Consider the following 23,800-nt stretch of genomic DNA (forward strand, 5'->3'; position numbering starts at 1 on the left):
GATGGCCTTCCTCGACCTCGACGGGCTCCGCTGCCACGTGCAGCGGCTCGCCCCGCAGGACGGCCGGCCGCCCGCCGCGACCGTCGTCCTGCTGCACGGGCTGCTCACCGACAGCCTCGCCAGTTACTACTTCACCCTGGCCCCCGCGCTGGCCGCCGCCGGGCTGGACGTGCTGATGTACGACCATCGCGGGCACGGGCGCTCCGGCCGGCCGCCGACCGGCTACCGCCTGGAGCACTTCGTCGACGACCTGGAGGCCGTGCTGGACCGGCTCGAGGTGACCGGTCCGGTCCAGTTGGTCGGCAACTCCTTCGGCGGCACGGTGGCTTTCAGCCTCGCCGCCAGGCGTCCGGAGCAGGTCGCGGGCATCCTGGCCATCGAGTCCGAGCCGGCCTCCCGCGCCTGGGCGGTCAAACTGGACGGCATCCTGCGGCAGGCCGAACGGCACCTGGTGGAGGAGGAGACGCTCGCCTGGGTCGCCGAGCAGCGCGGCTCGCACACCGCCAGGCTGGCCCGCTCGGCCGGTGCGCTGCTGGCCGGCACCTCGCTGGCCCGGGACATCCCGGCCAGCCTGCTGCCCGCCGAGGCGGAGCTGCGTTCGATCCGCTGCCCGGTGCTGGCCGTGTACGGCACGGAGTCCGATCTCGCCTGCCAGGCAGCCTGGTTGGACGGACTGCTGGCCGACTGCCGGAGCACGTTCGTCCCCGGACAGGAACACTCCGTCCTGATCGAGGCCCCCGAGGTGGTGCGCGAACTCACCCTGTCCTGGCTGCGCGAGCATGGCGCGGACCTGCGCGACGGTGTCCTGCGCGACGGTGCCGTGCGCGACGGTGTCCTGACCGGGCGGGGGAGTGGCCGGTGACCAGGTACCTGTTCGTCGTCCCGCCGCTGGTCGGCCACCTCAACCCGGCCGTGGCGGTCGCCGCCGAGCTGGCCGCTCGCGGGCACGCGGTCGCCTGGGCGGGCCTGCCGGAGCTGGTCGGCTCGCTCGCCGGACCGGACGCCGAGGTCTTCGCGTGCGACGTCCCGGGCGCAGGCGCAGGCAGCACGGCGGAGCGGCCGCCCGAGCTGCGCGGACCCGGAGCGCTGAAGTTCCTCTGGGAGGACTTCCTGATCCCGCTCGCCGAGGCGATGGCCCCCGGAGTGGAGGCGGCGGTGGCCCGCTTCCGCCCCGACGTCCTGGTGGTGGACCAACAGGCCGTCGCCGGTGCGCTGGTGGCCGAGCGCCTCGGCCTGCCGTGGGCCACCTCCGCGACGACCTCGGCGGAGTTCACCGGCGCGCTGGACGGCATGCCGCTGGTGGACGCCTGGATCTCCGGCCTGCTCACCGAGCTGCGCAAGCGCATCGGCGACCCGGCGGCCGGCACCGATCCGCGCTTCTCCCCGCACCTGATCCTCGCCTTCACCACCCCGGAGCTGGCCGGACCGCTGGCGCCTGCACCGCTGGCGCCTGGATCGGTGGCGCCTGGATCGGTGGCGCCTGGATCGGTGGCGCCTGGATCGGTGGCGCCTGGACCGGCGGCGGCGCCGGGCGGCCCGATCCGTTTCGTCGGCCCGGCGATGACGGTACGTCCCACCCAGCCGTCCTTCCCGTGGGAGTGGCTGGACCCGGACCGGGCTACGGTGCTGGTCACCCTCGGTACGGCCAACACCGACGCGAGTGCGGCATTTCTGACAGTCTGTCAGGACGTGCTGCGAGCCCGGTCCGGACGACTTCAGGCCGTGATCGCCGACCCCGGCGGGGTCCTGGGCACGCCCGAGCCCGATCCCGACGTGCTGGTGCTGCCCGCTGTGCCGCAGTTGCAACTGCTGGCCCGCGTCGCCGCCGTGGTCTGCCACGCCGGCCACAACACGGTCTGCGAGGCCCTGTGGCACGGTGTGCCGCTGGTGGTGGCCCCGATCCGGGACGACCAGCCGGTGGTGGCGGGCCAGGTGGTGGCCGCCGGTGCGGGCGTCCGGGTCCGCTTCGGCCGGACGGGCGCGGCCCGCCTCGGCCAGGCCGTGGACGCGATCCTCGACGATCCCGCCCACCGGGACGGGGCGCGCCACGTCGGCGCCTCCTTCCGGGCGGCGGGCGGCGCGGCCCGCGCCGCCGCCCACCTCGAAGAGCTGGGGGAGCTGTGATGACCACGACCGAAGCCGGTCCGGACGACGGCGAGGCGGCGGTCCGGGCCCGGCAGGTCGCCGCTCTCCGGCCCGCTTACCGGGCCGAACTGGCCGACGGCACCGCCCGGTTCTTCGAACCGCGCCGCGCCGCCTGCCCGTGGTGCGGCTCCGGCCGCCTGCGGACCAGGCTGCGCACCACCGACCTGCTGCAGCACAAGCCGGGCGGGTTCGTCCTGGACGAGTGCGAGGGTTGTGCGCACGTCTTCCAGAATCCCCGACTGACCGGCCCGGGGCTGGAGTTCTACTACCGCGACTTCTACGACGGGCTCGGCGAACAGCGGCTCGGCGGAGTCTTCGGGTCCCGCGTCGGGGCCTATCGCAGCCGCGCCCGCTCGGTGGCCCCCTTCGAGGACGCGCCGGGCAGCTGGCTGGACGTCGGCACCGGGCACGGCCACTTCTGCGAGACCGCCCGCGAGGTCTTCCCCGGCACGTCCTTCGACGGACTGGACCTCAGCGAGGGCGCCGAGCTGGCCGAGCAGCACGGCCGGCTGGCCCGTGGCTTCCGCGGCTCCTTCCCCGAACTCGCGCCTGGGCTGGCCGGACAGTACGACGTGGTGAGCATGTTCCACTACCTGGAGCACAGCACCGACCCGGCCCGTGAACTGACCGCCGCGCGCGAGGCGCTGCGGCCCGGCGGTCTGCTGCTGATCGAGGTCCCCGACCCGCAGAGCCGCTTCGCCCGCCTGCTGGGGCGCTGGTGGCTGCCCTGGCTGCAGCCGCAGCACCTCAACCTGATGCCGACGGCCAACCTGCGCCGGAGGCTGTCCGAACTGGGCTTCACCGTCGTCCTGGAGCAGCACGGCGAGCCGCACGACCCGGTGGACCTGCTCGCGGCCTGCTGGCTGCTGCTGGACGCGATCGCGCCACGCGAGGACCTGCCATGGCTGCCGGGCGAACCGCCCGGGCGCCTGCGGCGTGCGCTGCGCGGCGCGGTCTTCCTTGCGGGCGCCCCCCTGCTGCTGCTCGCAACCGTGCTCGACCGCCTGATCGCCACCTTTGCCGGCCGCGCGGGCCTGTCCAACGCCTACCGCCTGCTCGCCCGAAGCGACTGATCCGCCGTACGGGCCGCCCGCACCGCCCGCTCGGGTGCGGGCAGCCCGGTAGCGCAGCGGGAAGCCGCAGCTGGGGCGCGGCTCGGGTGTTCCGGCCCGCTCGGTGCCGGATTCCCCGGACCGGGGCCGCAGCGTCCGTCGGTACGTCTACGCTCACTCGCATGGAGCACGAACCCCTCGACCCGGGGACCCACGCCGCCGCCGGTCCACCCCAGCCCGGCGGGGAGCCGTGGCAGCGCCTGACCGGGTACGCGTATCTGAGCGCCCCCGAGCGCATGGAGTACGTGGCGGTGATGCGGGTGTTCTGCTCCACGCTGCTCGCCGATCTGGCCGTGCCCGACGTACGGGCCAAACTGCCGCAGCACAGCGTGTCAACGTCATCAGTGTCATCAGTGCCATCAGTGTCAGGGGAATCGCTCGACGCCGAGACGCTGACCGCCCGGCTCGAACAGCTGGTGAAGTGGGGCAACCTGCTGCGCAGCACGCACGCGGTCAAGGTCACCAGCATCGCGGAGTACCAGCGCTCGCGCGCCCGGTACCAGCTGTCGAAGCTCGGGGAGCGGATCCAGCGGGACGCCGACGAGGTGCTCGCGGGGGCGGACGCGGCACGGGAGGTGAGCAGTGAGCTGCTGACCCTGGTGGACCGGGGGCTCGGCGAACTCGTCCTCGCCGTGCGGCGGCCGGGCGGCGCCGATCCCCAGGACGCGCTGGAGCGGGTCAGCACGCTGTTCGTCCAGTTCGCCGAGTTCGCGGACTCGGTCCGGGACTTCTACGCCTACCTGGGCCAGGTGCTGACCCGCTACGACCTGGACGGAGCCGAGTACCAGGGTTTCAAGGAACTCCTGCTGGACTACGTGGAGGCGATCACCGAGGACGTGTCGTTCCGGTCGCCGAGGATCGCGGCGAGCCTGGCCGAGCTGTGGCCCGAGCTGCCCGGCCTGTTGCAGCGGATCGACGGCCACGCGGTCGGGCTGGGGACCCTGTCGTCCGGACTCCCGGAGACCCGGGTGCAGCGCAGCCGTGGGCGGGAGCTCGCGGACTGGGAGGGCCTGCGTGGCTGGTTCGTCGACCTGGACGGCCAGGGCAGCCAGGTCGACCAGCTCCGGGACGCGACGTTGCGCGCTCTCCAGTCACTGCTGGCCAACGCCAAGCGGATGCTCCGCTCGGCGTCCGGCGAGATGTCGCGGCGCCGGGATCTGCTGCGGCTCGCGGCCTGGTTCGACGCCGCCGACCCGGAGGGAGCGCACGACCTCGCGGTCGCCGCCTTCGGGCTCTACGGCGCACGCCACCTCGGCGTGGCTCCGGACCCGGACGGAGTGGTGCCCGCCTACGTCAGTTGGTGGAGCGGCCCGGTCGTCGACGTGCCGGTGGCCCTGCGGGAGCGCGGCAACCGGGCGCAGCGCGGCCGGACCGCCGCCGTCGAGGACCACTCCGCGCAGAAGCTCCGGCTGGTCGAGCAGGCGCAGGCCCAGGCGGCCGCCCGGCAGGCCGCCGCCGCCGAACTGCGCAGCGCGTCCGGCCGGTTCGAGCAGGTCCGGCTGACCGCGGCGGCCATGACCCTGCTGCTGGAGCTGCTCGCCTCGGCGCTCGGCCAGGCCCAGCTCCGGCGCCCCGCTGATGTCCACCCAGCCGGCGACCCGACTGACTTCAGGTTGGACGATATCCAGGCGGGGGACGCCGAGTTGGACCTTCATCTGACGGTTCTTCGGATACCCGGTGTCAGCTCGGTGCTGCGTTCCGTGGACGGTGACCTGACGGTCGACGACCTGGAGCTGGTCGTCACGGCGTACCGCGCGCCCGGCATGGCCGACACTGTGGCCGGCACCGTGGCCGATACCGTGGCAGAGGTGAGTGCCTGATGGCGGCGTTGCCCTCCGCGTACGACGTCGCGCTCGCCGCCGAACGGCGCGCCGCCGCGCGGCTGCTGCTCGCGCACCCGCTGGTGACCTCGAACGGGCCGCACGCCGACGCCTTTCCGCTGATTCGCCGCCATGCCGACTGGCTCGCCCAGCGGTTCCAACAGGTGCTGGGCTACCGCCTGTTGGTGGAGGCCTCGTATGCCCGGCTGTTCAAGGCCGGTCTCGGCGCGGCGGCCGGCCACCGGCTGGTCCGGTCGACCGGCACACCCTTCACGCCCCGCACCTATGCCTACCTCGCCCTCGCCCTGTCCGTCCTGGTGACGGCGCCCGAGCAGCTCCTGCTCTCGCAACTGGTCGCCGACCTGCGAGCGGCGGCGGTCGACGCGGGTCTCGAACTCGCCGACACCGGGCGGCAGGTGGAGAAGCGGACGATGGCCGCCGCGCTGCGCCAGCTGGTCGAGTGGGGCGTACTGAGCGAGACCGAGGGCAGCATCGGCGCGGTGGCGGACGACTCGGCGGCCGAGGCGCTGCTGACGGTCGACCGGGACATCGCCCGGGTGGTGGTGGCCGGCCCGCTCGCAGCGAGCCGCGACGGCGCGGATCTCGTGCTCCGGGCCGCCGACCCGGGGTTCGGCGGGCCCCGGACGTACGTACGGCGCCGGCTGGTGGAGACACCGGTCGTCCACCTGGACGATCTCACCGCTGCCGAGCGCGAGTGGCTGCGCACCCGGCAGCGTCGGGAGGCCCAGGCATTCTCCGAACTGCTCGGCCTGGAGGCGGAGATCCGCGCCGAGGGTGTCGCGATGGTCGACCCGGACGACGAGCTGAGCGACCTGCACTTCCCGGGAACGGGCACGGTCGCCCAGGCCGCGCTGCTCCTGGTGGACCGGCCCGTCCGGCAGCTGCGGCCCGAGGACGCGGGCCACCCGGCGGTCGGCGGCCGCCTGACGATCGGTGTACCGATCCCACCCGGCCTGGTCGACGAGATCCTGCACGACCTCATCGAGGCCTACGGACGACGGAGCAACTGGCAGCGCGGCTACCTGGACGACCGGGCGGCGCTGAGCTCCGACGTCCTCGAACTCCTCACCCGGATGCGGCTGGTGGCCCCGGCCGGCCCGCTGCGCGCCGACGGGCAGGGCGTCCCGCCGGAGTACGGGACGGACGCCGCCGACGGACGGTCCGTCACCGACGTCGCAGCCGCCAGAGGACATGCGGGCGGCCATGGCCTGGTCCTGCTGGCCGCAGCGGCCCGCTACGCCACCACCGTCTCGCTCCCGGCCCGGAAGCCGGACCAGCCGCCGCCCGACCGCGCGGACCGGCCGTCAGCCGACCACGCCGACCACGCCGCCCGCCCGCTGCCCGACGCCCGCGCGGACCAGCCGTCAGCCGACGACGCCCGACAGGAAGAGCCGTCACCTTGAGCCGCCAGATCGCCCCCACCGGACCGCAGGCCCCTGTCGGCGGGTACGGACGGCAGGAGCCCGCCGCGTACCGCTTCCGGATGCACCGGGCGGGCATCCGCAACGTCTGGCAGTACGACGAACAGGAGTTCCAGTTCGGCGACGGTCGGCTCCTGCTGCGTGGCAAGAACGGCGCCGGCAAGTCCAAGGCCCTGGAAATGCTGCTGCCGTACCTCCTCGACGGCGACGCCCGCGCGCTCGACGCCACCGGGACGGGCCGTACCACCCTCGCCTGGCTGATGCTCGACGGCTTCGAGCAGACCAACCGGCTCGGCTACCTCTGGGTCGAGTTCCGCCGCACCGACGAGAGCGGCGCGCAGCGGTACCTCACCCTCGGCGCCGCCATCCGCGCCTCCAAGTCCGCGAACACCGCCAAACCGTTCTTCTTCAGCACCACCCGGCGCGTCGGCGAAGACCTCCAACTCGCCGAGGCAGGGCAGCCGTTGCCGCTGGACCGGCTGCGTGCGAGCATCGGCCCGGAGAACGTCCTGGATCGCGCCGAGGACCACCGGACGCGGGTGGCCCGCGAGCTGTTCGGCCTCACCGACAGCTCCCGGTACCGCAATCTCACCCAGCAGCTGCACCGGCTGCGCCGCCCCACGATCGGCGACCGCATCGAGTCGGGCGGCCTGGTCGCGGTGCTCAGCGAGACCCTTCCCGGGCTCGACGAGGAGGTGGTCGAGAAGGTCGCCCGCAACCTGGACGACCTCGACAGCGTCCGTGACGACCTCGGCAGGCTGGAGAAGACCGACGCCGCCCTGCGCCATTTCCTCGGCGGCTACCGGGGCTACCTGCACGGCCTGTTGCGCCGCCGCGCCGCCGACGTCAGCGGCGAACTGCTGCTGCTCGCCGAGCGACGCAAGGCGGCCGGCGTCGCCGCCAAGCTCGTCTCGGACCTGAGGACCGCCGAGGCTGCCGCAGTGGCGAGCCGCGACACGATGTGGGGTGAGCAGGAGGACGCCACGTCGGATCTCCGGACCCTCGAGAAGAGCGCGGGCTACCGCAGTCTGCAGGAACTCGGCGAGCGACGCGGCACGGTGGAGGCGCTGCGGACAGCGGCAGAGGCAGCGTTCAAGGCGCTCCGGGGTGCCCACGGCGCCGAGGTGGCGGCGGGTGCCGGACTCTCCGCCGGAGCGCTCCGTACGGGCACCGAACTCCGCGAACTCGGTGCCTGGCACCGCGAACTGCGCGATGCCGCTGAGAAGTCGGGTCTGGCCCTCGCGCATCTGGGCGACCCGGCGACGGTCCCCGCGATCACTGTCGGCCGGGCCTCGGACGAGGAGTTGACCGATCCGGACGGAGCCGGTCACCAACTGCGCCGCGAGCTGGTGACCGCCTTCGACGCCGGGGCCGTGGTGGCGGCGCTGCGCAGCTGGGACGGCCAACTGGCCGCAGCCGAACCGGTCGTGAAGACCAGGCTCCGGACGGTCGGTGAACTGTCCGGTCTTCTGGCGCAGGCCCGCGCCGCCGAGGAATCCGCGCGGGAGGCCGACACCGAGTACGAACGCCTGGAGGCGCAGGCCCAGAGCGCCGCCGAGCAGACGGAACTCCGCAGGGGCGCGGTGCTGTTGGCGGGCGACGCGTACACGGCGCAGGTCTCCGCCTGGGCGGACCGGCTCCAGACCCTGGCCGGCGAACCCCTCGACGCGGTTCGGGCCGTCGTGGCCCAGGACCGGTCCCAAGCGGCTTTCGCGGACCGGGCGTTGCCCGCCGACGTCGCCGAGGAGGTCGAGACGGCCGCGCACGAGGCACTCGCCGGCCCGCTGAAGAGGCTCTCGGACCAGCGCGACAGCACCGCGGCGCTGGTCCCCGGCCTCGCCGCCACGCTCGAAACCCTCCGGCACGACCAGGCGGTGTGGGAACAGCACACCGACCCCGAGCCACCCCGCGCCCGGCACCACGAAGCTGTCCGGGCGCCGTTCACCGGTGCACCGCTGTACCGGGTCGTGGACTTCGCCGACGGTCTGACGGACGGCGAACAGAGCGGCCTGGAAGCGGCGTTGGAGGCCGGCGGGCTGCTCGATGCCTGGGTCACCGCCGAGGGAACGGCGCTCGACCCGCTCACCCGCGACACCCTGCTCGTCCCCGACACACCGACGGCCCCCGGGCCGAACCTGGCGGACGTCCTGCACCCGGTCTCCACCCCCGGCAGTGGAGTGACGGACCGTCAGATCCACCAACTCCTCGCCTCGGTAGCACTGGTACCGGAAGGCAGCCCGCTCGACGGGCCGTCCCGTAGTGCGGTCAGCCCGGACGGCCGCTGGCGGCTGGGCGTCCTACAGGGCGCCCACCGGAAGACCCGGGCCGAGTACGTCGGCGCCGAGGTGCGCGCCGCCACCAAACGGCAGCGGCTCGCCGAGCTGGCCGGCCGGATCGCCGCCGCCGAGACCGAACTGACCACCGTCCAGGCACTCCTGAAGACCCTGACGGATCACCGGGACACCCTCACCGCTGCTCTGCGGCGCGCGCCGAAGATCCATGGCCTCACCGACGCCTGGGCCCGCCTCACGGAGGCCGAACGCGCCGGGACGGCCCTCGCCCGCGCCACCGCTACGGCGGCCCGGGCGGCGAGCGAGGCCCGGACCCGCAGCGCGCAGGCCCGCCGGCAGGCCGAATCCCTGGCCACCGCCCACGCCCTGCCGGTCGACCCGCCCGCCCTGGACCTCGTCCGTGAGGCCCTGCGCGATCTCGGCAGCGGCACGGACCGGCTGCGCCGGCGGATCCGCACGGTCTCCGAGAGCATGGCCGCGCACCGGACCGAACGCACGGCCTACGAGAGCGCCCGGTCCGGCCACGCGGACGCGGCGGCCGACTACGTGCGGCACAGCGCGGCCCTGGCGGCCGCCCGCCGGGAGATCCGCCGGCTGGAGGAGACCGTCGGCGCGACGGCGCAGCAGATCCTCGCCGAGGAGGACGCGATCAGGCGGCGCCTGGCCACGATCGCCGACCACCTGCCGAAGGCCGAACGGGAGGTCGAGCGCCTGCACGACGAGCGGGTACGCGCGGAACAGGACGAACAGGCCCGCCGGACCGCCCTCGGCAGCCAGGAGGAGGAGGTGATCCGCTGCGGCCGCGCCCTGCGGACCGCGCTGGCGACCCCCGAGGTCGTACGCGGCGCCGGGCTGACCGCCCACACCGCCGAGCTGACCGCGCCCGACCCGGCCCACGACGACGCGCGGGCCCGCCTCAAGGCCCTGCACACGCTGGTGGACTCCTTGCGCGGCACGCTGGACCCGGAGCGACGGGACATCTCCGACACGGCGCTGCTCAACCGGTTCAACGACCTGCGCGACCAACTCGTCGGCGGCTACGACGCGGCGCTGGAGGAACCCGACGGCATCAAGGTCTGCCGACTCCTCGACGACACCGGCCAGCACGACGTGGCCCTGGTCGGGGAGCGCATCGCACTCCAGGCCGCCGACGCCCGCTCCCGGCTCACCGAACGCGAACGCGACGTCTTCCACCGCTTCCTCACCGGCGAGCTGGGCGACAACCTCTCCAGCCAGGTCCTCGCCGCCGCCGCCCTGGTCGAGGCGCTCAACCGCACCCTGCGCTCCGTCCGCACCTCGCACGGGCTCGGCGTCGAGCTGGACTGGCGGCTCGCCGACACCGTGTCCGCCGACGTACGGGCCGCCGTGGAACTCCTGCGCAGCCCGTCCGGTCTGCGGACCCGCGAACAGTCGGAGCAACTGCGGGAGGTCCTGCAGCGCAGGATCGAGGACGCCCGCCGGGCCGACCCCGCAGCCGGCTACGCCGCGCACCTGCGTACCGCGCTCGACTACCGCAGCTGGTTCACCTTCCAACCGTGGGTCGTCGACGACGCGGCCGCCGTCCGCAGGCGCAAGCTCTCCGGGCGCACCGGCCTCAGCCAGGGGGAGCAGCGCGTCCTGTCCTACCTCGTACTCTTCGCCGCTGCGGCGGCCCACTTCACCACACTCGCCGAGTCGGCGCCGCAGGCCCCGCGCCTGATCCTGCTCGACGACGCCTTCGCCAAGGTCGACGAGCCCACCCACGCCAGACTGGGCCGCATCCTGGTCGACCTCGATCTCGACTTCGTGCTGACCAGTGAACGGCTGATGGGCAACTGGCCGGATGTGCCGTCCCTGCACATCTACGAATGCCTGCGCGACCCGCACCACCGAGGCGTCGCGACGCTGCACTACACCTGGAACGGCCGCAACCGCCGGCTGGTGAGCGTGTGAGCAGGCCCCAGCTACCGGCGCTGTCCGATCCCCCGGCCATGTCCGCCGAGACCAGGGCGTGGCTGGCCCGGCCCGGCCTGGACCGGCTGTGGGTCCTGCTGCGCCACCGGTTGGAGCGCAACGGCCTGCAAGCAGCCGGCAGCGTGCGCCTCACCGAACTGACTCCCACCGAACGCGAGGCGCTCTCCCTCCTGCTCGGCCGTCAGGTCACCCGCCCGGAGGCCACGGTCCGCCTGGCCGAACTGGACACCCGCCTGCGCTGCACGGCGGTCGGCCGGGGTCTGGTCGACACCGTCGACCAGCTCGGCCCGGCCCTGACCGACCGCCGGGCCGCCCGCGACACCGCCCGCGCCCGACGCGCCGACCTGTGGGCCTCGGCGAGCACGGCCCTGGCGGGCTCACCACTGGCCGGGCAGGACTGGGCCGCCGCCTGGCTGGACGACCTCCGCCGCGCCGGAACACCCGGCCGCCTGACGCCCGAAGCTGCAACGGACCTGGTGCGCCAGGCCGTTCAGCTCCTCGGCATCCTCTTCCCCGGCGGACCTGACGGACCATCAGATTCCAAGCTCCGGGGCCGGGGCGAACTCGCCTCGCGCGTCACGGGAACCGCCCACGGCCTGGACGACGACACCGTCCTCGCCCGCCTCGTACAACGCGGTATCGCCCGTGCCCACGGGGTGGCGCTCTCCGACGGCGCGGCGGGCCGTCGCGCACTGTGGCGCCTCGCCTCGGTCTCCCCGGACGAGGTGTCGAGCACCGTCCTCACCTATGGACTCCGCCCGACCGGACCCGGCTGGCGCGAAGCGGCACTGCGCGAACGCGCCGACCACAACGCCGAGACCCACCTCACCCTCCGGGACCTGCGCAGCCTCGACCTCGCCCTGCCGCCGGGCACCCGGGTACACGTCTGCGAGAACCCTCGCGTGGTCGAGGCGGCGGCGGAGGCGGCCTGCACCGCGCCCTTGGTCTGCACGTCCGGAAGCGCCGCCACCGTCGTGCTGGAGCTCCTGGACGCACTGGCCGCCGCGAGCTGCGAACTCCGTTACCACGGCGACTTCGACTGGCCCGGCCTGGCCCTCGCCAACCGCGTCCTGCAACGCTGCGCAGCCACCCCCTGGCGGATGACGGCCGAAGACTACGAGCAACTGGCCGCCCACGCCCGGGCCCAGGGCGCCCCGCCCCTGCCACTGTCCGGCACACCCGTCGCGGCCGGCTGGGACGCCGCCCTGGCCCCTGCGATGACGGCCCTCGGTACGGCTCTGCACGAGGAGTCGGCCCTCCCCTTCCTCCTCGCGGACCTGGCTTAGACCGACCGGCGGCCGGCCGCGCCTGTCCTCGGCCGGCGTCGAGCAAGGGCTGTGGATCGGGACGAGTACCTCATGCGCCCGGGACGCCAGCGCTCTCATCCTGGTGCAGACAGACAGCACACCTGCTGCACCTGCTGAGGAGAACTCATGCTCGGACGAACGAAGATCAAGCTGATCGCCGCGCTGTCGTGCGGGGTCGTCGCGCTGGCACCCACGGCGGCGGTGGCCGCCGCAGGCAGCGGCGCCGGGGCCGCCACCTCCGCTCAGGCGGCGCCGCAGGCGCCGGCCGACCCCCATCCGCCCTACCGGGCCGAGTTCTTCGTGCCCGGAGTGATCATCTGGAGTGCGCCGGACGGCCAGTCGACCCGCCTCGGCCTGGGCTACCCGGGGCAGGGGTTCGCCGTCGACGACAACGCGGACGGCTCCAACTACACGTGTGATCTCACCAGTACCACCTTCTGGCTGCACGGTCAGGACATCGCCACGGGTGTCGTCGGCTGGGTCCCCTCCTGCAACCTCAACCTCGCTGGCTGACACCCCGCCCCACCCTCGGCCCGCCCACTCCCGCGCCGACCTGGTCGCAGCCGCCGGCGTCGGACCGTGGCTGAAGTACGGCCGCCGCACCGGCGACCACGGCTGAGGACCGCCCCGTCGTTCGACGGAGGCGGTCCTCAGGTCGTCAGGTCGTCAGGTCATCGGCCGGTCAGGCCATCGGCCCGTCAGGTCAGTACTGCGTGGTGACGGTGACTCCGCTGAACGAGGTCTTGGCGTACAGGCTGATGTAGCGGTAGCCCGCCGTCTTGTTGGTGACGGTGATGCTCTGGTCGGTACCCGGGTTGGTGGATGCTGCCGTGTGGGCGGCGGCCGTGGCCCAGGTGCCCGGGTTGTAGTACAGGTACGCGTTCCCGGTGCCGCCGGTCGTGGTGACCTTCAGCGTCGTGGTGCCGGCCGGGAGGTAGAGGTAGAGGAAGTCGGAACTACCCGCCGAAGCCGACTGGTTGGGCAGCGAGCAGTTCTGCCCCAGCTCCCGGGAGTCGGCGTTGGTGCACTGCGGCTCGCCGACCGGGACCGTGCAGGCGCCGGCCGCGCAGGCGGTGAGCCAGGTGTTGAAGTCGGCGTCGTAGCGGGTGCCGATACCGGAGTTGTAGACGTCGTAGCCGCCGGTGTAGTCGCCGACGCGGAACTTGGCGAGCATGTTGTAGACGTCCTGCGGGTGCTTCTCGAACATGTACCGCACCGCGAGGTAGCCCCAGGGGTACGTACGCGTCACATCGCTGTTCGCGTAGGTGTTCTGCCACAGCGTGCTCAGCGCGTAGGTGTGCTTGGCGGCCTCGGAGACCGCCTCGGTGTCGGTCACGCCACGGTAGGTGTAGGAGACGTACTCGGCGACGCCCTCGATCCACCACACGTCGGGGACGACCACCTCGGCCGCGAAGTCGCCCTTGGTGTTGTAGCGCGCGTCGAGGGCGTGCGTGTACTCGTGGTTGAGGTTCCAGATCCCCCCGACGAAGCCGTCATCGGGGCTCTTCACGTACATGACGGACATGGGCTGGTTGTTGGGGTCGGTCGGGTCCCCGGTCAGGGTCATGCCGCCGTTGTTGGTGTCGATGTTGTAGAGGACACCGGCGTAGGTCTGGTAGTCGGTGGGGCTGGCGAACACGACCAGCTTGACGGTCGACTCGTACTCGCCCGGGATCGGGCCGTTGTCCTTGACCAGGTTGTTGAAGAACGCGTCCTGGTGGATGACGCTGTTGCAGGCGGCGGCGAGGTCGGCGGCGCTCAGGGACTGCGCCAGGATGGTGTGCGCCGGGTCGCAGACATGGGTGATCGGCAGTGCGGCGGCGGTGAGTTGGGCGACCAGGTTGCAGGTGCCGTAGTACGAGCAGTTGGCCTGGTCGTACGCGTCGGCCATGCCGGCGACGCCGACCCACAGCGGTGCCGTCGGGCCGGTCTTGGACGAGATGTTCAGCAGGCCCTGCATCAGCGGGCGCACGGTGGCCTGGAGCGCGGGGGTCTGGATGAAGCGGCTCAGCTCGATCCCGGCATTGGAGTCCAGGAAGGAGTTGGCGGTGCCCAGCAGGTCGAGGTGGTTGTGCGCGAAGCTGTCGAGCGTGGTGAGGATGCTCGGGTCCGCCGTCACGGCGGCCACGAAGTCCGCGTTCTGGTGGCCACGGAAGAGCGGCGTGTAGACGTCGTTGACGGCCGCGACCATGCTGTCGATGGCGTTGTAGGAGTTGTCGTAACCGTTGAGCAGTTGCTGGTCGACGTTCAGGTAGCGGGCCTGCTCGTTGGCGCTGTCGGTGAGGACGACGGCGTCGCCCAGGACGTTGCCGTTCGCGGCGGTGACGTCCCGCGAGTGCGCGTTGGCGAAGAAGGCGTCCAGGCCGCCCTCGGTGGCCGTGGCCAGGGTCGCGTCGTAGCTGCCGACGGACGGGTTGTTGTACTGCACGTAGTAGCCGGCCCGCAGGAAGAGGACCAGCTGCCACACACCGGTCGAGTCGTCCCCGGGGTAGCTGACGGCCGCGCTGCCGAGCGCGTTGGCTATCGAGACCATCTGCGGTTCGGCGAACACGTTGGCCGCGTCCGTGCCGGTGACGTTGAAGAGGGTGTTGACGCAGTCGGTGGTCGACGCCTGGACGAACGACACCAGCGCGGATCCGGTCCTGCTGCCGAAGTCGGCCGGGCTGCAGGACACCGCCGCCGCTCTGGCGTTGCTCTTGAGCTGAACTCCGGCGTGCGAGGCGGGCGCAGGCGTCGCGGGGGCCAGCGGAGGAATCGCGGATGCGGGAAGTTTGCCGTGCTGCTCGGCGGCCTGGTCGGACCTGGTGACGGCCCGGCCGACCGGCGACAGTGCACGAGCGTGCGCCGGCGTCGCGGCGGTGGCTGCGGTCGGCGTCTTCGCAACGTTTCGAGGCTGGGGGGCCGCGAGCGCGGGTGTCGCCAGGCCGGCGAGCGTGACGGCGGCGGCCAGACCGCTCGCCACGAGTCCGGGCAGGGTGGAGCGGTAGCGCATCTCTGCTCCTTCATGGATAGACGCCTCGAAGTGGGGGCTGTGTAAGGCGTGAGAGGGACGCTTTCATCTCACGCCGTCGCATTCAATACGGTGTGACATAGCACCTTGTGGGAGATCCCATAACACGCCGCCGCGACGGCCTCGGCGCCTGGCTTGGCGGGGTCGGCATCAGGGCGCCTTGTGCCGCCCTGCCGTCTCTTGCTGTCCTATGCCCCGGACGCCCACGCCTGAAAGTGCGGCGCCTGTGCGATGAGGTCGTGGTAGGCCGCCGTGGCGCAGCTGAAGAGGGTGTCCGCGACCTCGGCGGCGAAACTGTCGCACCGCCAGGCCAGCACGTAGCGACACCACAGCGGCGTGCCGGTCAGCGGCTTGACGAGGATGTCGGGGATCGGCCGCATGGTCGCCTGCACGACGGACACGCCGAGGCCGTCGGCGATCATGTTCTGCAGCTGGAGCTGGTCGCCCAGGAACTCATGGACGGCGGCCGGCGTGAATCCGGCCGCCGCGCAGGCCTGATGGAACACTCCCGGCCAGCCGGCGCCGTCGTCGGGGGTCAGGAACCAGGCGTCGTCGGCCAGGTCGGCGAGGGAGACCTCCAGGCGGTGCCTGAGGCGGTGCCGCGAGGGCAGGGCGACGAAGCACGGCGCGGTCGCGATCCCGCGATGCGTCACAGCGGCCGAATGCCGCAGCGGCAGGCCGGGATAGTCCGCAGCGATGGCCACGTCCACCTCGCCCTCCTGGAGGAGTTCGACGATCTCCGAGGACGAGTAGACACTTCTCACCGTGAGCGCGAGATCGGGGATCCGGTTCCTGGTCCGGACCACCATCCCGGACAGGACCGGAGAGTTGGTCGCCGCGATCCGGAGGGTCTGACGCGTTCCCGCGACGCTCCCGCGCGGACGGTGCCCGATCGCGTCCATCCGCGCCAGGACGTCGCGGGCCTGTGCCAGGACCTCGACACCGTACTCCGTCAGCACCACGCCTGACACCCTGCGCTCGAACAGCAACTCTCCGAAGTGGCTCTCGATGCGCCGGAGTTGAGTACTCATGGCCGGCTGCGAGTACCCCAGAACCGAAGCGGCCCGGCCCACACTCCCCGCATCGGCGATCGCACACAGCACCCGCAGGTGTCGTAGCTCCAGCTCCATTCGCGCTTTCCTCCCGACCGCACTCTCCTCTCATCCGCTCCGCATGAACAGATCACACGAGAAGGCCGAGACTTGTCCCGCACTGCGGGTTGCCCCCGCTGCCCGAGCGTCGTAGGCGGTGGGAAGCGTAGTACGGACGATCGCGACTCCCGGCCGGTCGACGGGCGCGGGCCGTGTCAGCCGGCGAACCCCGGCAGCACCAGACCGGACTCGTACGCGATCACCACCGCGTGGGTCCGGTTCTGCGCGCCGAGCTTGGCCAGCACGTTCCCGACGTGCGTCTTCACCGTCTCCAGGCTCACCGTGCACGACTCCGCGATCTCCGGGTTGGACAGGCCGGTGGTCATCAACCGCAGCACCTCCTCCTCCCGCCCCGTCAGCGCCGCCTTCGGCAACGCCTCGGCGGAGCCCAGCGGGCGGGCGGTGACCATCCGGCGCAGTGCCGCCGGGAAGAGGACGTGCGCAGGCCGCTGCGGGTCACCTCGTCGTCCGCGATCAGGAGTGTGACGGGGGCGCTCGCGTCGGCGCCGGTCGTGACGGCTGCGCTCGCCTCGGGGCCGGTCATGCCGGCAGCCGCACCGGCAGCCGCACCGGCAGCCGGACCGCCAGGCGCCAGTGCTGCTGCCCGTGCGGGCCGGCCTCGATCTCACCGTGCGGCAGCCGCACGCGCTCGGCCAGTCCGGGCAGGCCGTGCCCGGACGTCGGGAAGGCACCCGTGCCCCCGCCGGTCCCCGGCCCGCTCCGGTTGACCACACTGAGCTCCAGCCCGTCCGACGCGGCCGCCACCCGGACCGTGATCGGACCGCCGGCCCCGTGCCGCAACGCGTTCGTCAACCCTTCCTGCAGGATCCGGTACGCCGCCCGGGAGAGCGTCCCCTGCACCTGCACCTGCACCTGCGCCAACTCGCCCGACAGCTCCGGCTCCACCACCGCGCCCGCGTGCCGCAACCGGTCCAGCAGCTCGGGCAGGTCGGCCAAGGTCCGGGTCGGTGCTGTCCCCGCCGCCTCCTCGCGCAGCACGCCCAGCACGTAGTCCAGGTCCTCCAGCGCGGCCTGGGTCGACTCCTCGATGCTGCGCAGGGCGGCCCGCGCCGCCACCGGGTCGGCGGAGAGCACCTGCGGGCGTGCGGCCGCGCCTGCGGGCGGGCCGCCCGCCCGCCCGCAGGGAGGGGGAGCGTGGTCAGCGGCCGGGCTTGGCCAGCAGCAGCTCGGTGTTGTGGTCCAGCGGGGTGCCGAGCTTGGCCCCCGGGGTGGCGTACGGGTCGTTGAAGGAGAGCTCGCGGTAGAGCGAGGCCAGTCCGGCGTCCGAGGTGTCGTCGAAGGCGGTGCCGTAGGGGGCGGCGGACTCGATCAGGGTGGTGAAGAGCGAGAGGGTGCCGTCGCCGTTGTCGGTGACCTCGATGATCCGCGCGTGCTGCGGGAAGTCGATGTGCGAGGCGGTGTTGATCTCCCAGAACGCCCGCTCGGGCACCGCGTGGCCGTGTGCGGTGATCTGGTTCCGGTGGGTGTGGCCGTTCACCCAGGCCATGACGTTCGGGTAGCGCTGGAGCAGCGCGACCAGCGTGTTGCCGTCGTGCCGCAGCTCGAAGAAGTGGCGCGGGTCGAGCAGCAGGTTGCCCATGGTGGTGCTGGTGTGGTGGCTGAACAGCACCACCAGGCGGCTGTTCGAACCGCCGCGTACCAGCTTGCCGTTGGTGTCGTACCAGTGGTCGCTGTTGGCCCGCAGCTGCTGCTCCAGCCAGTTCAGCTGCGCGGTGCCGATCGAGCCGTCGGCGAAGCCGGCCGCGTTGGTGGTGTCCAGGCTGATGCCGAGGACGCCGGGGGATATCTCGAAGGTGTAGTAGAGGTTGCCGCTGTTGGCCGCGTCCGAGGTGAAGCCGTGGCCGTAGGGGCCGGCGCCGGTGTAGGCCGGGTTGAGGTGCGCCTGGGCGAACTGCTTGGTGGTGAACGGCTGGCGGCGTGCGTCCGGGGTGATCTCGCGCACCGCCTCGGCGTCCTCCAGCAGCTTGCCGAGCAGCAGCACGGCGGCGGCCGGGTCGCTCTTCAGCAGGCCGGCCAGCTTCGCCGCGTCGGCGTCGTCGCAGCCCTCGATCTTGCGGTCGCCGGTGTACAGCGAGTTCAGCAGCCCGATGTCCGGCAGCGTGCCCTCGATGCTGTCGTCGTGGTTGCCGACCGTGGTGTACCAGGGCGTCTTCAGGCCGGGTGCCTTGAACTCGCGGCCGGCCGCGCTCAGGAAACCGGGGACCTGGGGGAAGCCGACCGCCTTGTAGCTGTCCTGGTAGGCGCTCTCGGGGTTCCAGTAGGCGGCGTCGCCGGAGTTCTGCACGCCCTCGTAACGGCTGGTGTCGCCGCTGTTGGGCGTCACCTGACCACCGCTCATCACCGTCAGGTACCAGTCGAGTTCGAGCTGCTCGTGGTTGTCGGTGTTGTCACCGGTGGCCATCACCAGGCTGAACGGCAGGCCGGTGTACGGGCCGGCGGCCACCTCGTTCACCCGCTCGACCAGCGAGGAGGCGCCGCGCACGGTGAGCGTCTCCTGCGGGCGGTGCGCGGCGTCGTTCCAGCGGGCCAGGTACTCGAAGCGCATCGGCGACTCGGTGTCGCACAGGTGCATATCGGTGAACTGGACGAAGCTCGCCAGGCCGGTGCGCCGGCCGTCTCTGCCGGCCTGCGCAGCGGCCAGGTCGGCACGGACCACCAACGGCCAGCCCGGTCCGGAGAGCAGCCGCCGGTAACCGCCGCTGCCGAGCGGGGTGGCGACCTCCTCCAGCGTCGTACCGCCGACCGCCACCGCGCGCGCCGCAGTGGCCGCCAGTGCGCTGTCGCGGGCGGCGGCCGACGCGAACGTCCCGCCGGCCAGCGAGAGCGCGGCACCTGCGGCCGTGGCCGAAGCGCCGCCGACGAAGCGGCGGCGACTGAACGCGGACATGTGTATCCCCCTTTAGACACACCGCCGGGGGCCCTGACGGCGCCGGCGGAGAACGGTGTACGACGAGTGGCCCACCCCGAGCGGCGGCAGGCCGTGAGCGCACGTTACCGGCTGGTACTCACGATCGGCAGTCCTGCGGACCGAACAGTGGGCGAACAGTTCGGATGGCTCCGGGACGAACCCGGGCATCGCGCGGGGCTCACGCGGCAGCGCGCTGCCGGTCGGCCAGAACTGACGATGCGTCATCATTTCTTCAGCTGCCAGGTCTATGCGCGTAAACCGGTGGCCCGCCACACTGCTGGGCAGCTTCGTCGCACAGGACGGCCAGTCCCCACCCGGCGATCGCAGTTCCCTCGGGCTGCCGGGTTCCGTCCCTCACCGGGTGGCGCTCGTGCGCATGACCAGGAAGTGGTGGAAGATCCTGGCGGCGGTCATCGCCGTCGCGCCTCGGCGTCGTCACCCGCCCGGTCCGCCGGACCGGGCGGGCACCGGCATCCTGCGGGCACCTCACGGAACCCGATCCGGTCGTCCTCGGTGTACCGGTCGCGGCCTTTCCGCCCGTCAACTCTCCTGCAAGGGAGAGGTCATGGACCCGGGCGGATCACCGAGCGCAGGTCCGGGTACATTCTCGCCATCGACAGCAGATCCACCATCGCGTCGAGGGGAACGGAGAGTACCGTGGGCGAGCACGCCCGGGACCAGCGGCGCGAGAGCGGCGCGCTGGAGGCCGAGGTCATGGCCGTGCTGTGGGCCGAGGGAGTTCCGATGACAGCGGGTCAGGTCCACACGGCGCTCGGGGCCTCGGCGCCGGTCTACAAGACGGTGCTGACCGTGCTGGGCCGATTGCACGGCAAGGGTCTGCTGGAGCGCGAGCGGGTCGGCCGGGCCCATGCCTACGTTCCCCGCAGGGGACCGGCCGATGAGGTCGCCTCCGAGATGAACCAGGCGTTGGTACGCGGCGCCGACCGCTTCGCCGTGCTCCAGCGGTTCGTCGACGGGCTCGACCCGGACGACGAGCGAGCACTGCGTGACCTGCTCGACAGCCGGGACTAGGCACTTCACCGCAGGAGGGCCGCCGTGTACTTCACCGTCTACGTACTGCTGCTCGCCCCTGCGGTCCTGGTCGCGGCCGGCCCCACCGTGTCCCGGTACCTGGCTCCGGCCGCCGCCGTCCGGGTGCTCACGTGTCTCACGGCGGTGGCCGCCGGTGCCACGGTGTGGGCGCTGACCGTGCTCGCCGTCGGCGGGCTCGCCCACACCGCACAGGTGCAGGCGTACGCACACAGTAGCCCGAGGAGGCTCGCGGCGGCCGACCCGGTCCCGTACGGCTTCGGAGTGATCGCCGCCGCCCTGCTCGCCACCGCACTCGTACGGCTGGCGGCCACGCGGTGGCACCGCGCAAGGGAGCTCCGGGCCCTGGACGCAGTGCGGGCCCGCCCGGCAGCGGGAGACCTGATCGTCCTGCCGGCTGATCATGCGGACGCCTACGCGCTGCCGGGCCGCCCGGGGCGGATCGTGGTGACGGTCGGGATGCTGCGGGCTCTGCCCGTCGACGAACGCGCCGTCCTGCTCGCTCACGAGCGAGCTCATCTGACGCATCATCATCACCGTTACGCCGCAATCGCCCAGGCCGCCGCCGCGCTGAACCCGCTGCTGGGGCGCCTGCGCGACGAGATCGCCTTCGGCGTCGAGCGGTGGGCGGACGAGGCCGCCGCAGAGGCTGTCGCCTCGCGAGAGCTCGCGGCCCGCTCGCTGGCCCGTGCCGCACTCGCCACCACCTGCCTCCCCGGGCCGCCTCCGGCTCTCGCCTACCTGCGCCACCGCATCGCCGCCCGCGTCGGCGCACTGCGGGCCACGGGCCCGACCAGCCGTCGGCGCCGGGTGTGGCCGGCCGCAGTCGCGGCGCTGGCCACGGCGGTTGCCCTGGCCGACGCCACCGTCGCGCTCGTCCGCTGCCTGAACACCCTCCTCCCGTAGTCGGACAACGGGTCCCCGCTGCGCCCGGCAGGCCCCCGGTGGTGCCAACGCCACGATGCGATGCGGGTGTTGTGCCCGAGGAGATGTCGGTCGCTGTTGGTCGCACATCTTGTGCGATGTCATGTCCCGGGCCAGACTTCCGAGTTGCGAACACGTGTGCACTCTTACGTAGGCGTCCCCCGCTCCCGCGAGCCGGGCGAAATCCGGCTGCCCGAAAGGACGTTCAGCGTCACGCCCGGTCCCCGGTCGAGGCTGAACAGGTACGACCACGTGACCCTCTGCTGAACAGCGCCACCCAACCTGGGGCGTGCCGCCGTGCCACAGCACCACGGCCCGCCTCACGCCATTCCGTACCTCCGCACGGTCGAGCACCAACCCCACTGGCGCGACCGGGCCGGCAGACCCGCCCGGCCCAGACACAGGAGCTCTCCGGATGAAACGATCCCTCCTGCCCACCTGGCGGCGCGCACTCGCCGCCTCGGCCTCGGCGGCCCTCGTGCTGGCCGGCGCCGCCTTCACGGCGAGCCCGGCCCAGGCCGCCACCTCGATCACCAACGGCGGCTTCGAGAGCGGTAATCTCTCGGGCTGGACGACGGCCGGGACAACCTCGGTCACCACCAGCGGTCCGCACAGCGGAAGTTACGCGGCCCAGCTCGGCGGCACCGCCCCGACCAACGGCGCCTCCTCGATCAGCCAGTCCTTCACCGCTCCGACCGGCAGCCCGCAACTGGGCTTCTGGTACGACGTGTTCTGCCCCGACACGGTCACCTACGACTGGGCGACGGCGACCCTGAAGGACACCACCAGCAACACCACCGCCACTGTCCTGCCCAAGACCTGCACCAACGGCGGAGGTTGGAAGCAGGTCACCAGCAACCTGACCGCAGGCCACAACTACACGCTGACGCTCACCAGCAAGGACGACAACTACCCCGGTGACCCGACCTACACCCTCTACGACGACGTCACCCTCAGCGGCGGCACGACGGCCAACGACTTCTCCCTCTCCGACAGCCCCGCCTCGGCGAGCGTCAACGCGGGTGGCTCGGCCACCTCGACCATCTCCACCGCAGTGACCTCGGGCAGCGCCCAGAGCGTCGCGCTCTCGGCCTCGGGCCTGCCGACGGGTGCCTCCGCCGCCTTCAATCCGACCTCGGTCACCGCCGGCGGCTCCTCGACCCTGACCGTCACGACCGCCGCCGGCACAGCGTCCGGCACCTACCCGATCACCGTGACCGGTACCGGCACCTCGGCCACCCACACCACCACGTTCAGCGTGACCGTCAACGGGACCGGGCCGAACCTGATCCAGGTCAGCACCGACCCGTTCACCAACACCACCAGCCAGCACGCCACCGAACTGGAGCCGGACACCTTCGCCGTCGGCAACACCATCGTCGGCGCCTCCCAGGTCGGCCGGTTCACCGACGGCGGCGCCTCCGACACCGGGTGGGTCACCTCCACCGACGGCGGCAGCACCTGGCAGCACGGCATGCTGCCGGGCATCACCACCTATCAGGGTGGCGGCAGCTTCGCCCGGGTCTCCGACCCGACCGTCGCGTACGACGCCAAGCACGGCACCTGGATGATCGCCGGCCTGGTCATCGACGCCAACGTCAACGGCGCGGGCGTGAGCGTCAGCCGTTCCGCCGACGGGCTGACCTGGCAGAACCCGGTGATCGCGGTCGGCAACGACGGCCAGGGCTACGACAAGGACTGGATCGTCTGCGACTCCACGCCGACCAGCCCGCACTACGGCAACTGCTATGTCGAGGTCGACCTCACCTCCTCCGGCAACGCGGTGATCATGGCCACCTCCACCGACGGCGGCGCCACCTGGTCCACCCCGGCCTCACCCGCCAGCGGCGACGCCGGACTCGGCGGCCAGCCCCTGGTCCAGCCGAACGGCAACGTCGTGGTCCCGTTCTCCACCGACGGCGCCTCCGTCCGCGCCTTCACCTCCACGGACGGCGGCGCGAGTTGGGGCTCCTCCGCACTCGTCTCGAACATCACCAACGCCACCGTCGCCGGCGGCCTGCGCGACGGTAGCGGCCTGCCCTCCGCCGAGATCGACGCGAGCGGCAAGATCTACGTCGCCTGGCAGGACTGCCGGTTCCGCTCCGGCTGCTCCTCCAACGACATCGTCTACTCGACCTCCACCGACGGCACCACCTGGTCGGCGGTGACCCGGGTGCCGATCGACGCCACCACCAGCGGCGCGGACCACTTCATCCCCGGCTTCGGCGTCGACCGCACCACCTCGGGTGCGACCGCCAAGCTCGGTCTGTACTACTACTTCTACCCGAACGCCAACTGCACAGCTGCCACCTGCCAGTTGGAGGTCGGCTTCATCTCCTCCACCAACGCCGGCGCCACCTGGAGCACCCCGCAGACGGTCGCCGGACCGATGTCGCTGTCCCAGGTCGCCAGCAGCACCCAGGGCAGCATGGTCGGTGACTACATCTCCTGCTCCGTGGTGAACGGCAGGAGCATCTCCGTCTTCGCCGTCGGCAAGACCCCGACCAACGGCCAGGCCTTCGACGAAGGCATGTACACCGTCCAGAGCGGGCTCGCGCTGCGCTCCGGCACCAGGCCCTCGACCACCGGCCCGGTCCTGTTCAGGGCGCCGAACCACACCAGGGGAGGCGCGCTGCCCGTACGGAACTGACGGACCGCAGCACCGG

Annotated in this window: 15 protein-coding genes and 1 pseudogene; 11 read left to right on the forward strand and 5 right to left on the reverse strand. The window is 72.4% G+C overall.

The features are described 5' to 3' along the window. Position 1: 1 nt before the first annotated feature. The 8 genes from P3T29_RS14640 to P3T29_RS14675 all read left to right on the forward strand — a co-directional run bounded on the left by P3T29_RS14640 (position 2) and on the right by P3T29_RS14675 (position 12,583). Positions 2-862, forward strand: coding sequence for an alpha/beta hydrolase (locus tag P3T29_RS14640; protein ID WP_280716857.1), 861 nt, complete (start codon positions 2-4; stop codon positions 860-862). Continuing rightward, the gene (locus tag P3T29_RS14645) at positions 859-2,124 is read left to right on the forward strand and encodes a glycosyltransferase (protein WP_280716858.1); all 1,266 of its coding nucleotides are present in this window, start codon (positions 859-861) and stop codon (positions 2,122-2,124) included. Before P3T29_RS14640 ends, P3T29_RS14645 begins: the two co-directional genes overlap by 4 nt. Next, positions 2,124-3,218, forward strand: coding sequence for a class I SAM-dependent methyltransferase (locus P3T29_RS14650; protein ID WP_280716859.1), 1,095 nt, complete (start codon positions 2,124-2,126; stop codon positions 3,216-3,218). The genes P3T29_RS14645 and P3T29_RS14650 overlap by 1 nt, the downstream gene beginning before the upstream one ends. A gap of 161 nt (positions 3,219-3,379) precedes the next feature. Further along, positions 3,380-5,077, forward strand: coding sequence for a TIGR02677 family protein (locus P3T29_RS14655; protein ID WP_280716860.1), 1,698 nt, complete (start codon positions 3,380-3,382; stop codon positions 5,075-5,077). Next, positions 5,077-6,501 carry a TIGR02678 family protein gene (locus tag P3T29_RS14660; RefSeq protein ID WP_280716861.1) on the forward strand — a complete coding sequence of 475 codons (1,425 nt, stop codon included), beginning with the start codon at positions 5,077-5,079 and terminating at the stop codon, positions 6,499-6,501. Before P3T29_RS14655 ends, P3T29_RS14660 begins: the two co-directional genes overlap by 1 nt. Further along, positions 6,498-10,742 (forward strand): TIGR02680 family protein, encoded by a 4,245-nt coding sequence (locus P3T29_RS14665; protein WP_280716862.1) that lies wholly within the window; start codon positions 6,498-6,500, stop codon positions 10,740-10,742. The genes P3T29_RS14660 and P3T29_RS14665 overlap by 4 nt, the downstream gene beginning before the upstream one ends. Beyond that, positions 10,739-12,049 (forward strand): TIGR02679 family protein, encoded by a 1,311-nt coding sequence (locus P3T29_RS14670; protein ID WP_280716863.1) that lies wholly within the window; start codon positions 10,739-10,741, stop codon positions 12,047-12,049. The genes P3T29_RS14665 and P3T29_RS14670 overlap by 4 nt, the downstream gene beginning before the upstream one ends. A 147-nt stretch (positions 12,050-12,196) precedes the next feature. Continuing rightward, positions 12,197-12,583 (forward strand): hypothetical protein, encoded by a 387-nt coding sequence (locus P3T29_RS14675; protein ID WP_280716864.1) that lies wholly within the window; start codon positions 12,197-12,199, stop codon positions 12,581-12,583. Positions 12,584-12,773: 190 nt separating this feature from the next. Here P3T29_RS14675 and P3T29_RS14680 read toward each other — a convergent pair whose 3' ends face one another. From P3T29_RS14680 to P3T29_RS14700, 5 genes and pseudogenes are all read right to left on the reverse strand, one after another. Continuing rightward, on the reverse strand, positions 12,774-15,062 hold the full coding sequence (locus P3T29_RS14680; RefSeq protein WP_280716865.1) for a collagenase: 2,289 nt from the start codon (positions 15,060-15,062) through the stop codon (positions 12,774-12,776). A 206-nt stretch (positions 15,063-15,268) separates the two neighbouring features. Then, positions 15,269-16,210, reverse strand: coding sequence for a LysR family transcriptional regulator (locus tag P3T29_RS14685; RefSeq protein WP_280716866.1), 942 nt, complete (start codon positions 16,208-16,210; stop codon positions 15,269-15,271). Between the two features lie 176 nt (positions 16,211-16,386). Continuing rightward, positions 16,387-16,668: pseudogene (locus tag P3T29_RS14690) on the reverse strand (LuxR C-terminal-related transcriptional regulator); the annotation flags it as partial. A gap of 103 nt (positions 16,669-16,771) precedes the next feature. Beyond that, entirely contained in the window at positions 16,772-17,326 is a 555-nt protein-coding gene (locus tag P3T29_RS14695; protein WP_280716867.1) for a hypothetical protein, read from the reverse strand. A 64-nt stretch (positions 17,327-17,390) separates the two neighbouring features. Beyond that, positions 17,391-19,139: a TIGR03767 family metallophosphoesterase gene (locus P3T29_RS14700; RefSeq protein WP_280716868.1), complete on the reverse strand. Its 1,749-nt coding sequence runs from the start codon at positions 19,137-19,139 to the stop codon at positions 17,391-17,393. Positions 19,140-19,817: 678 nt separating this feature from the next. Between P3T29_RS14700 and P3T29_RS14705 the strand changes: the two genes are divergently transcribed. The 3 genes from P3T29_RS14705 (at position 19,818) to P3T29_RS14715 (ending at position 23,784) form a co-directional block, all read left to right on the forward strand. After that, positions 19,818-20,192 carry a BlaI/MecI/CopY family transcriptional regulator gene (locus tag P3T29_RS14705; protein WP_280716869.1) on the forward strand — a complete coding sequence of 125 codons (375 nt, stop codon included), beginning with the start codon at positions 19,818-19,820 and terminating at the stop codon, positions 20,190-20,192. A gap of 24 nt (positions 20,193-20,216) precedes the next feature. Next, positions 20,217-21,116 carry a M48 family metalloprotease gene (locus P3T29_RS14710; RefSeq protein WP_280716870.1) on the forward strand — a complete coding sequence of 300 codons (900 nt, stop codon included), beginning with the start codon at positions 20,217-20,219 and terminating at the stop codon, positions 21,114-21,116. A gap of 433 nt (positions 21,117-21,549) precedes the next feature. Further along, on the forward strand, positions 21,550-23,784 hold the full coding sequence (locus P3T29_RS14715; protein WP_280716871.1) for an exo-alpha-sialidase: 2,235 nt from the start codon (positions 21,550-21,552) through the stop codon (positions 23,782-23,784). Positions 23,785-23,800: the final 16 nt, after the last annotated feature.

Origin of the sequence: Kitasatospora sp. MAP5-34 (assembly GCF_029894335.1) — a bacterium.
GTDB lineage: Bacteria > Actinomycetota > Actinomycetes > Streptomycetales > Streptomycetaceae > Kitasatospora.

Coding starts and splice junctions, on each gene's coding strand:
- P3T29_RS14685 (WP_280716866.1), bottom strand. CDS start 16,210: ATGGAGCTGGAGCTACGACACCTGCGGGTGCTGTGTGCGATCGCCGAT.
- P3T29_RS14655 (WP_280716860.1), top strand. CDS start 3,380: ATGGAGCACGAACCCCTCGACCCGGGGACCCACGCCGCCGCCGGTCCA.
- P3T29_RS14715 (WP_280716871.1), top strand. CDS start 21,550: ATGAAACGATCCCTCCTGCCCACCTGGCGGCGCGCACTCGCCGCCTCG.
- P3T29_RS14700 (WP_280716868.1), bottom strand. CDS start 19,139: ATGTCCGCGTTCAGTCGCCGCCGCTTCGTCGGCGGCGCTTCGGCCACG.
- P3T29_RS14660 (WP_280716861.1), top strand. CDS start 5,077: ATGGCGGCGTTGCCCTCCGCGTACGACGTCGCGCTCGCCGCCGAACGG.
- P3T29_RS14650 (WP_280716859.1), top strand. CDS start 2,124: ATGACCACGACCGAAGCCGGTCCGGACGACGGCGAGGCGGCGGTCCGG.
- P3T29_RS14640 (WP_280716857.1), top strand. CDS start 2: ATGGCCTTCCTCGACCTCGACGGGCTCCGCTGCCACGTGCAGCGGCTC.
- P3T29_RS14680 (WP_280716865.1), bottom strand. CDS start 15,062: ATGCGCTACCGCTCCACCCTGCCCGGACTCGTGGCGAGCGGTCTGGCC.
- P3T29_RS14675 (WP_280716864.1), top strand. CDS start 12,197: ATGCTCGGACGAACGAAGATCAAGCTGATCGCCGCGCTGTCGTGCGGG.